Annotated in this window: 14 protein-coding genes; 7 read left to right on the top strand and 7 right to left on the bottom strand. The window is 44.1% G+C overall.

Translation table 11 applies throughout. The features are described from left to right. Nucleotides 1-20: 20 nt before the first annotated feature. From FWE06_03090 to FWE06_03060, 7 genes are read right to left on the bottom strand one after another with little or no spacing between them, the layout of a single operon-like run. Nucleotides 21-539 carry a hypothetical protein gene (locus FWE06_03090; GenBank protein ID MCL2546168.1) on the bottom strand — a complete coding sequence of 173 codons (519 nt, stop codon included), beginning with the start codon at nt 537-539 and terminating at the stop codon, nt 21-23. A 33-nt stretch (nt 540-572) separates the two neighbouring features. Next, a complete protein-coding gene (locus FWE06_03085; GenBank protein MCL2546167.1) occupies nt 573-1391 on the bottom strand; it encodes a hypothetical protein in 819 nt (272 codons plus the stop codon). A gap of 10 nt (nt 1392-1401) precedes the next feature. Continuing rightward, on the bottom strand, nt 1402-3294 hold the full coding sequence (locus tag FWE06_03080) for a site-specific DNA-methyltransferase (protein ID MCL2546166.1): 1893 nt from the start codon (nt 3292-3294) through the stop codon (nt 1402-1404). Continuing rightward, nucleotides 3287-4129, bottom strand: coding sequence for a hypothetical protein (locus tag FWE06_03075; GenBank protein MCL2546165.1), 843 nt, complete (start codon nt 4127-4129; stop codon nt 3287-3289). Before FWE06_03075 ends, FWE06_03080 begins: the two co-directional genes overlap by 8 nt. Then, entirely contained in the window at nt 4119-5075 is a 957-nt protein-coding gene (locus FWE06_03070) for an abortive infection family protein (protein MCL2546164.1), read from the bottom strand. The genes FWE06_03075 and FWE06_03070 overlap by 11 nt, the downstream gene beginning before the upstream one ends. Continuing rightward, nucleotides 5072-7657 carry a DEAD/DEAH box helicase gene (locus FWE06_03065; protein MCL2546163.1) on the bottom strand — a complete coding sequence of 862 codons (2586 nt, stop codon included), beginning with the start codon at nt 7655-7657 and terminating at the stop codon, nt 5072-5074. The genes FWE06_03070 and FWE06_03065 overlap by 4 nt, the downstream gene beginning before the upstream one ends. Nucleotides 7658-7668: 11 nt before the next feature. Then, nucleotides 7669-7833, bottom strand: a complete 165-nt coding sequence (locus tag FWE06_03060; GenBank protein MCL2546162.1) for a helix-turn-helix transcriptional regulator — start codon at nt 7831-7833, stop codon at nt 7669-7671. 279 nt (nt 7834-8112) lie between these two features. Between FWE06_03060 and FWE06_03055 the strand changes: the two genes are divergently transcribed. The 7 genes from FWE06_03055 (at nt 8113) to FWE06_03025 (ending at nt 13313) form a co-directional block, all read left to right on the top strand. Then, the gene (locus FWE06_03055; GenBank protein ID MCL2546161.1) at nt 8113-9093 is read left to right on the top strand and encodes a WYL domain-containing protein; all 981 of its coding nucleotides are present in this window, start codon (nt 8113-8115) and stop codon (nt 9091-9093) included. A gap of 114 nt (nt 9094-9207) precedes the next feature. Then, the gene (locus FWE06_03050; GenBank protein ID MCL2546160.1) at nt 9208-9540 is read left to right on the top strand and encodes an HIRAN domain-containing protein; all 333 of its coding nucleotides are present in this window, start codon (nt 9208-9210) and stop codon (nt 9538-9540) included. A 151-nt stretch (nt 9541-9691) separates the two neighbouring features. After that, nucleotides 9692-10057, top strand: a complete 366-nt coding sequence (locus FWE06_03045; protein ID MCL2546159.1) for a helix-turn-helix domain-containing protein — start codon at nt 9692-9694, stop codon at nt 10055-10057. 6 nt (nt 10058-10063) lie between these two features. Further along, on the top strand, nt 10064-10828 hold the full coding sequence (locus FWE06_03040) for an ImmA/IrrE family metallo-endopeptidase (protein MCL2546158.1): 765 nt from the start codon (nt 10064-10066) through the stop codon (nt 10826-10828). A gap of 69 nt (nt 10829-10897) precedes the next feature. Then, nucleotides 10898-11206, top strand: a complete 309-nt coding sequence (locus FWE06_03035) for a hypothetical protein (protein ID MCL2546157.1) — start codon at nt 10898-10900, stop codon at nt 11204-11206. Nucleotides 11207-11719: 513 nt separating this feature from the next. Next, nucleotides 11720-12226 (top strand): RNA polymerase subunit sigma-24, encoded by a 507-nt coding sequence (locus tag FWE06_03030; GenBank protein MCL2546156.1) that lies wholly within the window; start codon nt 11720-11722, stop codon nt 12224-12226. A 562-nt stretch (nt 12227-12788) separates the two neighbouring features. Further along, the gene (locus FWE06_03025; GenBank protein ID MCL2546155.1) at nt 12789-13313 is read left to right on the top strand and encodes a type II toxin-antitoxin system PemK/MazF family toxin; all 525 of its coding nucleotides are present in this window, start codon (nt 12789-12791) and stop codon (nt 13311-13313) included. The last annotated feature ends 123 nt before the right edge of the window (nt 13314-13436 follow it).

Genomic DNA, 13436 nt, shown 5'->3' with positions numbered 1-13436 from the left:
TACAACAACATCATTCGATGTTATACTCTGCCGATTTCTCTTTTTATGACCTCGACTAAATGTTCGACCTCCAAAATGAAATGTTCATAATCACGTTCTCTATCTTCTCTATTTCCCTTGCTCCACTTTGAAGTTTCGCGTGTACAAAATGACTTCCAACCATGCAATGTTTCAGCCGCTTTGTGGCGAATCTGTTTCGGCACATAAAGGATATTACGTTTTTCATATAAATTGAGGTATAAAGAAACTGCATCATTACTTTGTCGCAAACTTGTTTCTGTTTCATCTGTATAGCCAAAATCACAAAAGTCCATCGCCACATTTCTTACGGTTGATAAAACCACCAGCAATTCCGCAAAATAAGCCTCCTTTTTGTCCAATAAGCGTATGGATAGCTCTGACTCCTTTTGCAAGTTTATTTTTTGTATTTCAAGTTGGAGGCTCTTTTTCATAGTTCTGCTAAGGACAAATATTGATGTGACAGCACCAAGAATCGCACCGAACAATGAAAACAATCCTGTTATTACTACATCGGGCATAAGTCATCCTCCCTAATTTGTAAATACGCTTTATTATCGTTTCTTTACATTTCGCTCATTTACTGGAATGGGTGTAGGGGAATCCACTCCATCAACATCAAATTCATTCGATGCTTTATTTAACTTCAAAGCAAAAATCTGTGTGTACTCACTTCGACTGATGTCTTTATATTCAGCAACCAAAACTTGCTCCATATGCACATTCTCTATGTTGAGAGAAATTTGATAACTCTTGCCTTTGACAAGGGTATAGGTTGGAGTAGGAATTTTCACTTTGCTTTTTTCGTATTCCCTAAACAAGTAGGGTTTGGTTGGGCTTGTCCATAAAAACCAATTTACATCGAAAGCAGGGTACTCGCTAATACATTCAATCTTGAACGTCTGACGGAATGGTTGATTTTCCTTTAATCCGCTCGGTAGAGTTAATATGGCCGTGTTTTTTGAGGTAGTCACATACAGGCAAGGCATAAGCCCAAGTTGTGCGAATGCGGCTTGCTGCCGAAAAGTGTTTTTTGACTGTATAACGCTATATGTTATAGTCATAATAACCACGGCACTACTCATTATTACGCTCCATGCCGTTAGCGATATTTCGTCCTCAAACTCCCACCAAATCCATATTGTCGCTAATCCTATCGTTAGCAAAATGGCAAAAAGAGATATAAACGGATTTCCAAGAATTTTTTGTTGAACAAATCTAGCATATTTCGTGTTCTTGAAAACAGACCGTGAAATAAACAGCAATAGGATAACAATAGCCAATGCAATCAAAATCATAATTATCGGGTGATTCGTAATTGCCTCTGTTATCTCATTAACCAAGCCATAACGATTATCTACAATTTCCTCCATATCCGCCCCCTTACAGTAATTTCATTTCAATATCCCTGTCACGCAAGATATAATGAGCGTTACTCATTGCCGTACTGTCCTCAAACGCCTCCTCTGCGGCGATGATTTTCGCCGGGGCAAGGTCGCAAAAGGCGGTTATATCTTCGGGTGTTATGCCGAAGTCAAGACAAACGAGAATCATACAGTCTTGGCTTGATTCAAAGGGGCGTTCGCCGATGGAGTAGCACTTGCGGTTGCCTACGGTGATTTCAGACACCACATAATCAAGGTGAATACCCATTTTCAACATGACTTCAAAAACCATATCCAAGTCGGAACGGTCACGCTTGATTGTTTTCTCACGAGCATCAAAACGCTCCCAAAGAGTTTGTGTGTTCCCATCGTTGATAGGTGTACCATCCCATGCGTGGAGGTTGGATGTGTCGAGTTTGAACACACGGAAACCTACGTCAATCGGTGCTTGTTCGTTGCCGTCCACGGATAATTGCGTGTTATTTGCCTCATGTTCGGACTGGATTTTTAACCCCGCACGGCGTATGCGTTCTTTTCCAATCTCGGCAATACTTGAATATCCATCCTTATGAGCATCGGATTTTTCAGCATTGACTTCCGGCAACTGTACTAAAATGAATCTTCGATTGCCGCCGTCCTCTGTGTTTAATTGCATAACTGCGTGGGCAGTTGTGGCAGAGCCGGAAAAGAAGTCAAGGATAATAGCCGAATCGTCCTCATCGGCAGCAACGCTACCTTGCTGTACGAGCATTTTTATTAAATCAACAGGCTTTGGAAAATCAAAATATTCTTTATCGTCAAAAATTGTTCTTAGTTCGCGTGTGGCTTGTGTGTTATAAACGGTATCAAGCACCGTACTGAATCCAGCAAATTCGCCCGATAAGTCTTTTACATATTTTTTTCTGCGTGGTCTGCCTTTTGGGTCTTTTGGAAAAATAACCTCTCCATCTGCGATTAGGTTATCCATGCGTGATTTCTCATACCGCCAGCCAGTCGGAGGACATGGGTAGGTTATTCCTGTTGCGGGATTGGTTAAATCATAATGCAAATTCGGGCGTTGTGATGCAGTAGCCAAGCCTGTCATATCAGCACTCATCCAATCGCCCTTGGGGTCATTGTCGGGGTTCCCGTATTTACTCATGTCTGTTGATTTTCCACGAATACGTCCATCATACTTTGAATAACACACCACATATTCATGGTCTGAGGACACGCCTGTTTTTGAACGGCTATCAACCATTTGCCGCCTTTTCCATATAAATGTGCCAAGATGGTTTTCTTCGCCAAAAATCTCATTACAAAGTTTTTTTAGGTTTTCAAACTCGGTATCATCTATTGAAATGAAAATTACTCCATCATCACGCAATAAATTGGCTGCCAACCTCAATCGTGGGTACATCATGTTAAGCCATGCTGTGTGAAAACGCCCCATGCTTTCGGGGTTACTCTTTGTGGCTTGGCTGGTGATTTCTTTGTAATGGGCTATCGGGTCGCTAAAATCATCGTTGTACACAAAATCATTGCCTGTGTTGTATGGCGGGTCAATGTAAATCATCTTCACCTTGCGGAAATACGCCGTTTGCAAGAGTTTCAACACTTCAAGATTATCACCTTCGATGTAGAGGTTCTTGGTCGTATCAAAATCCACGCTCTCATCGGGGGCAGGGCGTAGTGTGCCCGTGGAACGCTTGCCAGCAATGCGGAAACACTCAGCTTTTCCTTTCCACTCGAATTTATACTTTTCAAAATCTTCGTCAATGTACTCGCCGCAAAGGTTAAGGAGCATATCAATATCCAGCTTACCCTCCTTGAAACATTGCGGGAACAAGACTTGCAATTTATCCCGCTCGTTTTGTTCGATGTCCATGCTCATGCCGTTTACCTTATCCATTTTGAACCTCCTGTTTTGGTTTTACAGTATATTTGAGTCGTATTAAGTACGTTAAAGCATAAACCCGATTATAAAGGTACTCAATAAACATTTTATCGTTCAGCGATTCTCTCATTTCTTTGGCTTTATTAAGATATTCGTTGTGCCGGATGTCAAAAAATTCATTTGCAATTTTCATCAGTTCATCAAGTTCTGTTTTAACCACGGAATAAATTTTATTGTTTTCATCTTCTGATATAGTCAAAGCAAGGGCTTTGTATTTATCTCGCACTCGTTCACCCAAAGCAACCGAGATAAGGTATTGAAGTGAGTCTACGATATAATCAAGGGCTGCTTTTTTATCCAAAAAATCTTGGCTCATAATCATTTCTTCTGAAAATCTAATTTTCCGCTCACACATTTCATAGTTGACGATTTTTTGTATTTTCTCTGTACTCTTGTAGCCCTCGCTTTTTAATTTTCCACTTTGTAGTTTATATGGAATCTTAAACTTTCTAAGCCGTTCGTTAATCGCTATTGTAAATCGGTATCTTTCATCAGTCTTAACGCACACATCATATAGCAACTCAATAAAAGGTTTGAATGCCGCCACAGAGGTGTTGTCACTATCGAAAAGGTCAATCCATTCAACGCCATATTCTTTTTGATATAAGGAATCGTAATCAACATTGACATATCTGTAAGATATTGAATCAAAGCCATTTCCGTATTGTGCGGCTACATATTCATAGCCTTCCTGTACATATTCATCTTTGAGCATCGAAGAATCCGGCAAGTCACAGCGATGCCAAGCCTTAAAGCTGACCCAAAACTTATTAAAGTTATCATCTAACACTACCACTCACCACCTTTTGTTCTTCATGAGTTTCCCATATGAACAATACTGCCGCAACAGTTGAGCCAACTGCCAATCTTGCATGGCGGGGTGATAGCCCCTTAAACTTTGCATCTTTACCATGACCGCTACCGTATGAATTTCGCAGTTCAGCCATTGATTGTGATATGACAGACAAATTCCCCAACAGTTTTTTTATTGTAGTGCTTGCTTTAACAGAATCGGTGATATGGTCGGGAGTTAGTTTTAGCACACCACACGTTTCTTTTGTTAAGCGGATAACATCCCAATTTTCATCAATCGGCGTTTTCAAATCATTGAGAACGGTTTTACAGCAATTTTCAAACAGTTCTTTGGCTTTTCCTATTGCATCGGCAGGGCTTTTTTCAATGGATTCATCCATAATCTTAATCTGCATATTTATATAATCGGAATTAAACTTGAAAGCGAGGCTTTTCGCTTGTGCTTCAACAATCGTGTTTTTACCCTTTGCCTTGCGCCATGCAAATTTTGGCCTGCCAGATATATGGGATTCTTCGTACAACTCAAAACCATCAACTATCAATAATTGATTTACGAGCGAAACAAAATGATTCCAATTGTTTTTTTCTTCTCTGACTGCGGGATGTAATGATTCGCATAAAAATCTTAGCCATTCATCATCGGGTGCAGTTTTAATTGAAAACCGTCCATCATAAAACACCCAATCTTCATCCCAATCCCAATTATTTACACGATGCTGCCATATATCGCTATACGCATCGGAAAACCTCCCATCATTTGAACGCATATCTTTAAGGTTGTACAGGCGTGATAAAAAGTCGGGTTCATGCAATTTTCCACACCAACAACACTTAATTTCTTTGCCAGTATTCGGGTCTGTAAAACCCATGATGTAAAGGTCAATAATCTCTTGCCGTGTCACTTCGGAAATTTTATTTTTCATTCTTCATCCATCCCCACAATACCCACTATGAAATGCCGCTTTGACCGTGCCTCATATCTCTCTTTTGCCGTCAATGTCGCTATTTCTTCCTCGGCAGCAACATCAGCCCGCATTTGGTCGAAGTATAAATTTTGCTCCCCGACACGCAACTGTTTTTCAAGTTCTTTCAAACCCTTTTCTGCGGCGTATTCTTTCAACCTATCGCCAGCGTTTGTCGCCAGTTCTTGCTTTACAGTTTTTATCTGCCCCCGCAAATCATCAAGGGAGTGTTCTAATACGGTCTTTTTCCGCATTGCACGGAGTTTAATGCGTTCTATTTCCTCGGCTCTCGCCGTGTTGCTCTCAGCATCATATCGCTCAATCAACGTATCTTTCGGCACAAGATAGTCAAGCTGGCTACCCCTGCCACTTTCGCCTGTCACACTACGCAACCAATTAGCGGCACGGTTGCCGTCCTCTGTGTAAGATAGGACTGACATTTTCATAATGGCTTGGCATTGCTCGTCCGTCATGGTTTCGCCTGTTTCTGTGATGCCAATGAGAACATCATACGAGGCAAGCCATGTCTTGCAAGACGATATAACCACTTCATACAACCCAATTTCGCAAGGTTCGATGTCTGCATCCACCACAACCGTACCAATGTCAGCACACGACACTTCCTTGACCGCACCCCTGCCGACAACGGAGGTCAATGTAATTTTTCCGTGGTGGGGCTTGAAATCTTGCCCCATGCCGTATTTTTTCAATCCTTTGTAGGGGCGGCTTGATTTTCCGACCCAATGATAAAACAAAACCGGGGGTTCATCAGCCGTTAGCGTTACGGTCTTTTTTTCATCATCAATATCGTAATCGTCACGCTCGGCAAAGAGGGTTTTTACTAATTCCCAAAGGTCTGTATTGATGTCAGTAGCCATGTCCGTGACATACTGTGGCGTGACGGAAATCTTGTCGGCGATGGATTTGGTAAATGTGGTAAACAGCGTATCCTCGGCGTGGGATATGAGCGGTCTGTTTTCATCTTCGTGTGCGGTGAGGTTAGCATCAAAGGCTTTTTGTATCTCGGCGGGCTTTCGTGCTTGCCCCAGCACACTCTCGATTTCTGCATCAAAGCTACCTAAAATATCATCACTCATGCCAAAAATGCCGTCAAATTGCAAGGTTCTTTTATTTATTAACTCTAAAACCCGAACATCGGATAGATTTTCTTTTGAAAGAAGATTTACGACAATAACATCGGAGGTCTGCCCTTGTCGATGGCATCGGCTGATGCGTTGCTCAATTTCCACGGCGTTGAAAAGCAAGTCGTAGTTAATAACAACAGGGCAAAACTCCATATCAAGCCCCTTTGCGGCGGTGTCAGTAGCAATCAACACAGCAATGAGGCTATTTCTGAATTTTACAATGTAGTCATTCTCTCGGCTGGTTATGATTGGGTAGGATTTTTGCCCCAGCCAGTCTGCCAATAGGTCGCGGGTGGTTAGGTTGTCGGTGAAAACAATCGCCTTGCAGGGGATTTTGAGCCGTTTTAACACAGCAGAGCATGATTCGAGTGCCGCTTGCAAAGCCATCATTTTTCCGCTCTCAGCTATCCCTGCGGCTAATGCCTTGATTTCTTCAAGCTGCGTTTTTTCGTTTCCCTCGTCAAGTCGTGAAATGGCTTGGTCTACTGTCCGGCAAAACGCCTTTGGGGAGGACGAAAGAATGTGGTAGCACATCAAGTTTAACTCGTAGCTGTCCATATTCGGATATGCTGCTTTTTTTGACAGGGCGAGGTATGCTCCGACCTTTGCGTATAATGTCCGTTCGGCGGGAGTTAATGAGTAGTCAATCGTTATCGGCAAACGCTCGGTGATGTTTACATACTGCGACACTTGACTTTTCAAGGTTCTGAAAGCGAATTGCGATACCCACGAGGTCAACTCAGAGTAATTTTGAGGCTTGCGGAAATATCGCTTGTAAAAATCGTCTGCCTCCGGCAATACCGTTTCATCAATGAAATGAATTAAGCCGTATATATCCATGACACTCATGGTTATGGGCGTTGGGGTCAATAGCAGTTTGAAAGCACCCTCCGTAGCCGCTTTTAACGCCACCACGGTTTTGTTTTCGGGTTTGAATAAAATGTCGGCCTCGTCAAAGATAACCATATCCCATGTTCTGCTACCGATTGCATCAGCATTGCGAACAGCATAATCATATGTAGTGATGATAATGCCATCACTTTCGGGAATTTCGCTCCCGCCGTTCCATATGGTGTATGGCAAGGTAAAGCTACTTTCCAACTTACTTGTCCATTGCCCGACAAGGTTTATCGGCAACACGAGTAATAAACGGTCTTTCCCCTCATACCATCGCTGGGCGGCAACCAACAGAGCCTCATATGTTTTACCCAAACTACCCTCATCACAGAGGATGCAACCTTTTATGTACATTGACCGCATGGCGAATCGTGCGGCGGCGATTTGATATGGGTATACACCGATGGAGGACGAGGCGAACACAGAAACAAGGGCTTTGCTATTAGCCAAGCCCGCAAGCCGCCGCGCGGTAATGTATGCGTGAAATGGTGTAGCGTTCAATATGCCGCCTCCTATATTTCTTCGGGTTCAATCAACTCCATAATATCGCCGATTTCACAATTCAAGGCGTTGCAGATTTTAATGAGAATTTCTACATTGACGGTTTCGCCCTTTGCCAGCTTGGATAGGCTAGACGAACTTATATGGGCGGCATCAGCAAGCATTTTTTTGTTCATGTCCTTGTCAATCAGTAATTTCCAAAGTTTTTTGTAACTTGCCTTTCTCAAATGAATACCTCTTTTCATCATCCACACGACCTATTGCAAGATTTCGACAACACAGCCATTATATCAGAAAATAAGGCAAATTTCAAGAATTAAATCGTGCGTTCTCGTGATAAATTCTCAAATTCCTTGATATTTTGCCGTTTGTATAGTAATATAAGGAATAGAAGAAAATTTATACACCGTGATGGTGTTAGAGTATTATCCGATTTCACGAGAGGAGGGCATATCATGCCAGCATCACCAAATCAACGTGCTAAACTGCTTTATCTTCGCAAGATATTACTTGAAAGAACTGACGAACAAACCCCCATGTCCATGCCGGAGATTATTTCTGCACTTGCAACCTACGATGTCCACGCAGAACGCAAGTCCATTTACACAGACTTAGAAATTCTCCGTCAGTACGGACTTGATATAGAAGTCACAAAGGGTAGAATCCCTCGGTATTACATAGGGCATCGCCACTTTGAACTTCCCGAACTTAAACTGCTTGTGGATGCGGTGCAGTCCTCCCGCTTTATCACGGAAAAAAAGAGCGAGGAGTTAATTTCAAAAGTAGCTGCTTTTACAAGTCACCCCCAATCAGCGGCATTAAAACGCCAAATTTTCGTTACTGGCCGTCCAAAATCATTTAATGAGCAGTCTTTTTACAGCGTGGATAAAATCCACGAGGCGATAAACACAGGGATGAAGATTACATTCAAATACTACGATTACAACGTGAAGAAGAAACTTGCACCCCGCAAAAATGGTGCTTTATACGAGGTCACGCCTGTAACCTTGTGCTGGGATAGTGATAAATACTACCTCGTAGCATACAACGCCGAAAACAAGGAACTGCGGAATTACAGGGTAGACCGTATGGGTAGTGTTGAGTTGTCTGAACACAAAGCCGATTTTGACCGCAGTAAATTCAATATCACGAGGTATGCCAAGCAGACTTTTGGAATGTTTAGTGGCGAGGTCGTTAGGGCAACGCTGGCTTTCGATAATAGTTTGGTGAACGTGGTACTGGACTACTTTGGCATGGATGCGAAAATCATACCAAAGGATAACGGACGGTTTGAAGTGTCTGTTGATGTAGCGGTCAGCCCGGTGTTTTTGGGTTGGATGTTCCAGTTTGGTGATAAAGCTAAAATCGTATCGCCGGACAGCTTGGTCGGCTCTATGCGAGAACTTATCAAGTCTAACACAGCTATGTATGATTAGGTGTCCAGTTTGAGGTACACCTTTTCGATTTCCTCTAAGCTGTCCGTACAAATGGACAGCTTATTTGTTATAATGGGTTCATCAACCGCAAATCAATTCTTGGAGGTGAATCAAATGTACGAGAAAAGCCGTAATCTACTTGATTTTCACATTGCGGGGTTCACATACTACGATGGGCTTGACGTTATCGAGCAGCTTACACTTGGTACGTCTGTTTCTTTGAAGTCTGAGCCGGACAATCCGTATGACCCCGAAGCGATTGTAGTCATGCTGGGTGAAACTAAACTCGGATATGTTCCGAAAGTGAAAAATGACTTGTTAAGCACCCTGCTGTATTTCGGATATAACGATGTTGTTGAATCGAAAATTATCGGCAGGGATTTAGAGGCGCACCCCGAACGACAATTCCGTGTCGTTGTGAAAGTCAAAGACAAACGAAAATGCTAACGGCTTGCCTTGCATCGGCAGGGCAAGCCGACCACGGCGAACAGATGCAAACGACCTCAGCGGCGATAAAGCCGCTTATTTATCCCCTGCAAGTACGCATCATTGCGAACGAACGCAATCGAACATTTAATGCAAGAAAGGGATGATACTGTTGAATGATTATCAGAGGTTCGGAGCGTTCCTCAAAGATAAGCGTAACGAAAAAGAGGTGTCAATAAGACCACTTGCCGAAAAAATTGGTATATCGGCGGGGCATTACTGCGACATTGAATCCGGACGGCGTTCCCCTGCTGACCGTGACTTCTTGGATGCACTTATTACCCATTTGCATCTTAACGATGCGGACAGTCAAACCCTCTACGACTTATGGGGCAAGGCACGTTCGGCCTCTCCCCCCGACTTGACGGAATATATTAACGAAAGCAAAGCGGCTCGTATCGCTCTCCGTGTAGCCAAAGAAAGGGCAAGCGATGCAGACTGGCAACGGTTCGTTAAGCAACTCGAAGGAAAGGAGTAGTTTTTGATGAAAGCGTTTGATACACCATATTCGTTTTCGATGATACCGTACACGACATATGATTCGCTTGATGATTATGCAGGGGAACTTGTCAAAGACTTTGCACCCAATGCCCTCGGAACACCCAGCGCATTGGACGTTGACAAGTTTGTTGAATTTTACTTGCACCTTGATGTGGATTATCGTCACTTATGCGTAGGTAGTAACATCTTGGGGATTACAGCGTTTAACGATGGAACGGTTGAGGTCTTGAACGAACAGACTTTATTAGCAGAGAAAATCCCTGTATCAACAGGTACGGTTATTATCAGCCCAACCTTGCTTGCAAAACGTAACATTCCTCGTTTGCGTTTCACTATGATGCACGAGGGTTCGCATTGGCTCTTGCACCGTAAGGCATTTGCGGAGGACAATCCTTTCGGTCCGGCTGGCAAATACGAAAACCAATTTATCGCCGCCAAAGAGGGGCGTGTAGATTACAGCCGTTCCATGAAAGAGAACACCGACATCGCCCGCATGGAGCGACAAGCGGATTTCTTGGCATCTGCAATTCTTATGAACCGTCCGGCATTGAGGATAGCGTTCAAGGATTTTTTCAAGTTTTACAACGACAAACCCCGCCGCATCATCAGAGGGGCGAGTTATCAAGACGATTGCTACGCCCAGCAGTTGCCGGAGTATGTGGCAAAGGCTTTCGGCGTGTCTAAACGAGCTGCTCTTATTCGTTTGGAAAAGCTAACAGCGATTGTTAATAAAGGGTCGAGGCGGTAAATTTTCGTCTTTTATTTGCCCTTATGTTCGCAAAATTGCGAATTATCAATGTTTTTGGAGGATTATCTGATGGATTACAAAACCAGCGAGGAAGTTTTATATGTAATAGAGGTATTCGGACACGCCCCGGAATTTTGGCCTGCCGTGGCTTTCCGCAAAAAGGGTGGCAAGGGTAAACAGCCCGAAGAATCCGAACGACTTAAAGAAATCAAATGCCCTTACTGCGGCAAGCGATTCATGTTAGTGAATGAAAAACGTAAACTTGACCTTTTACGATTTTCAACACGGATAAAAGCACCTTGCCATGAATACAGGCAATGTCGCTTGTGTCACGAGAAAGTGGGTGTGGTGTACAGGGGTGAAAAAATCCCCGCATAGTCAATCATAGCAAGACTAAAAATTGAATATCGGTAAATTAGCCTTATCGCTCTGAAAATGAGCGGTTAAGCGTTGTCCTCACGGAATCTGAAACAAGCGGTTGGAATGTTCTGCCCTGCTCTTACCCAGTGAAAGTCTGGGGATGGCGGCATAAACCGCCCCGACAACGGCTGCGACTTCGCGGATAAAAAGGCTACCACCGCTATCGTATACAGACCGAAACAGGCGGGCAGGCATCATTCACTTGCGTTTGCACTCGCAAACGCCGTGCCGAGTCCGCATGACATCGCTTTGCGATGAATCACAATGCTTGACGGGTCTTACAAGGCGGCAACTTCGTGTTGCCGTTTTGTAAGACCCGTCTTTTTAACGCAACCCAAGCTGCCGCCTTTGTAGTGGCTCTCGAAAGGGAGAACGCACAATGACGGCAGTTTTTTTGTATTTTCGGACGCGCGCACCGCCTCCCTCCATTCGATTTTACGGCTTTTTCAAAAATCGAATGGAGGAAACCCCATGAAAAATTATAGAGATAGTGATTACGCCATCAACAAAAACGCAAAGGGTATTGTTTACCGCTTTGCAGACCAAACCGTAGAAATTACCCTTGCGGATTATCTGCGTGAAAACCCCGCCAAAACCGCCGCCGACTTTGAGGCTCTTAAAGCCCTGTCCGATGCGGACTACTACGAAACGGACAGGAGCGGCTACCGCCAATCGTGGAAAAATACATCGTTGGACAAGCTGGCTGATGATAAGAATGATGCGTTCACCGTGCCATCCGCAGAAGATGAGGTCATTCTACAAGCAGAGCAAGCGGCGGCGTATGCTAAACGCAAATCATCGGCTGTTCTTGTGTTGGACAAGCTGACCGATGTTCAACGGCGGCGGTACTTGATGTACCACGTTCAAGGGCTTTCAACTTATCAAATCGCCGAGCGTGAGGGAACAAATCAAAAATCTGTACACGAGAGTTTGCAAGCGGCTGAAAAGAAAATAAAAAAATATTTGTCAAAGGGCTGAAAAACACCCCCTCAAACTGCGCCTTTTTTCACGCTATATGAGAGGAACTTTCCTCCCACGATTGCTCTTTGACAAATACCGCCTCTTGAAAGCGGTCATACACAGTATCTCAAATACATTCCGATTGTGACCCGCAAGGGAAAGCGATATGAGGTAGCCGCCGCCATGACCGCCGCAAGGCGAGAGCGATAAACGGATGCCTCGGACAAGCCATTGGTGCGGCTTGTTCGCCAAGACCCACAGGAGGAAATAATGATACTTTCGCTTTGAACGCCTCACAGCATTGAGCGACCCGCCATCAGCATGGGGGGAGTGCGAGCCTAACCGTGGAAACACGGCTGGCTGGCATTATGACACTTACCAAAGTGGTTTGAGATATTCCCAACAGCCGGGGGTGCGTGGCAAATACGGCAGACAAAAAACTGACTTTATTTCAAATGTGCGTGTTCCGCACGTTTGTTGAAATTAGAGCCATCGGGCTGGGGAGCGTTCATCGTGACCCAGCCTGTTACTGTGATTTCAACTCACAACCAATACTTTATAAAGGAACGGAGAATGTGAAATGAACAGAAAGCAAATCAAGCGTGGCGATATGTTCTACGCTAACCTCAATCCGACAATCGGCTCGGAGCAGGGTGATGTTCGTCCTGTGCTGGTAGTGCAGAATAATGCCGGAAACGCCCACAGCCCCACGGTGGTAGTAGTGCCGATTACCCGCAACCTCAACAAAACATCATTACTTACGCACGTTGTTCTTCTTAAAGAAAGCGGACTTGAACATGATTCGCTGGCTTTGGTGGAACAGATACGGACGATTGACCGCTCTCGTATGACTGGATACATAGGGCGTATTGGCGGAAAAGAACAAGCTGCCATTGATACCGCCCTGTTGGTCTGTGTTGGGATTGAAAATCGCCGAGCCTCAAAAGGCGAAATGATGGTGCTGACCCTTTGCTTTCGTTGCGAGGGCGATTTTAGGGATAGCGGATATGTACTCGTCAAAAAAGGCTGGCAAGAAATAAAAGAGGACTGCGATTTTTGCAAGGTACGGCAGGGGTTGACCTTTGGGGTGTTTGGTATGCCGTGATTGCTCCTTTGGATTTAGGATATGGGTTAAGGTTTCAAACGATGTGCAGGGTACGCCATGCCCCTGCACATACTTGAACCTTTAACAAAGCAACCACATAAACGAGAGCCGCCTACACAGGCG

This window comes from Oscillospiraceae bacterium (genome assembly GCA_009780275.1).
GTDB lineage: Bacteria > Bacillota > Clostridia > Oscillospirales > UBA929 > WRAI01.
The sequence above is the reverse complement of the archived record's forward strand: the minus strand, read 5'-3'. Positions and strand labels throughout refer to the sequence as shown.

Bases quoted from the DNA above. Each gene is read 5' to 3' on its own strand.
- FWE06_03090 (MCL2546168.1), bottom strand. From the start codon at position 539: ATGCCCGATGTAGTAATAACAGGATTGTTTTCATTGTTCGGTGCGATT.
- FWE06_03085 (MCL2546167.1), bottom strand. From the start codon at position 1,391: ATGGAGGAAATTGTAGATAATCGTTATGGCTTGGTTAATGAGATAACA.
- FWE06_03080 (MCL2546166.1), bottom strand. From the start codon at position 3,294: ATGGATAAGGTAAACGGCATGAGCATGGACATCGAACAAAACGAGCGG.
- FWE06_03070 (MCL2546164.1), bottom strand. From the start codon at position 5,075: ATGAAAAATAAAATTTCCGAAGTGACACGGCAAGAGATTATTGACCTT.
- FWE06_03060 (MCL2546162.1), bottom strand. From the start codon at position 7,833: ATGAACAAAAAAATGCTTGCTGATGCCGCCCATATAAGTTCGTCTAGC.
- FWE06_03055 (MCL2546161.1), top strand. From the start codon at position 8,113: ATGCCAGCATCACCAAATCAACGTGCTAAACTGCTTTATCTTCGCAAG.
- FWE06_03050 (MCL2546160.1), top strand. From the start codon at position 9,208: ATGTACGAGAAAAGCCGTAATCTACTTGATTTTCACATTGCGGGGTTC.
- FWE06_03040 (MCL2546158.1), top strand. From the start codon at position 10,064: ATGAAAGCGTTTGATACACCATATTCGTTTTCGATGATACCGTACACG.
- FWE06_03035 (MCL2546157.1), top strand. From the start codon at position 10,898: ATGGATTACAAAACCAGCGAGGAAGTTTTATATGTAATAGAGGTATTC.
- FWE06_03030 (MCL2546156.1), top strand. From the start codon at position 11,720: ATGAAAAATTATAGAGATAGTGATTACGCCATCAACAAAAACGCAAAG.
- FWE06_03025 (MCL2546155.1), top strand. From the start codon at position 12,789: ATGAACAGAAAGCAAATCAAGCGTGGCGATATGTTCTACGCTAACCTC.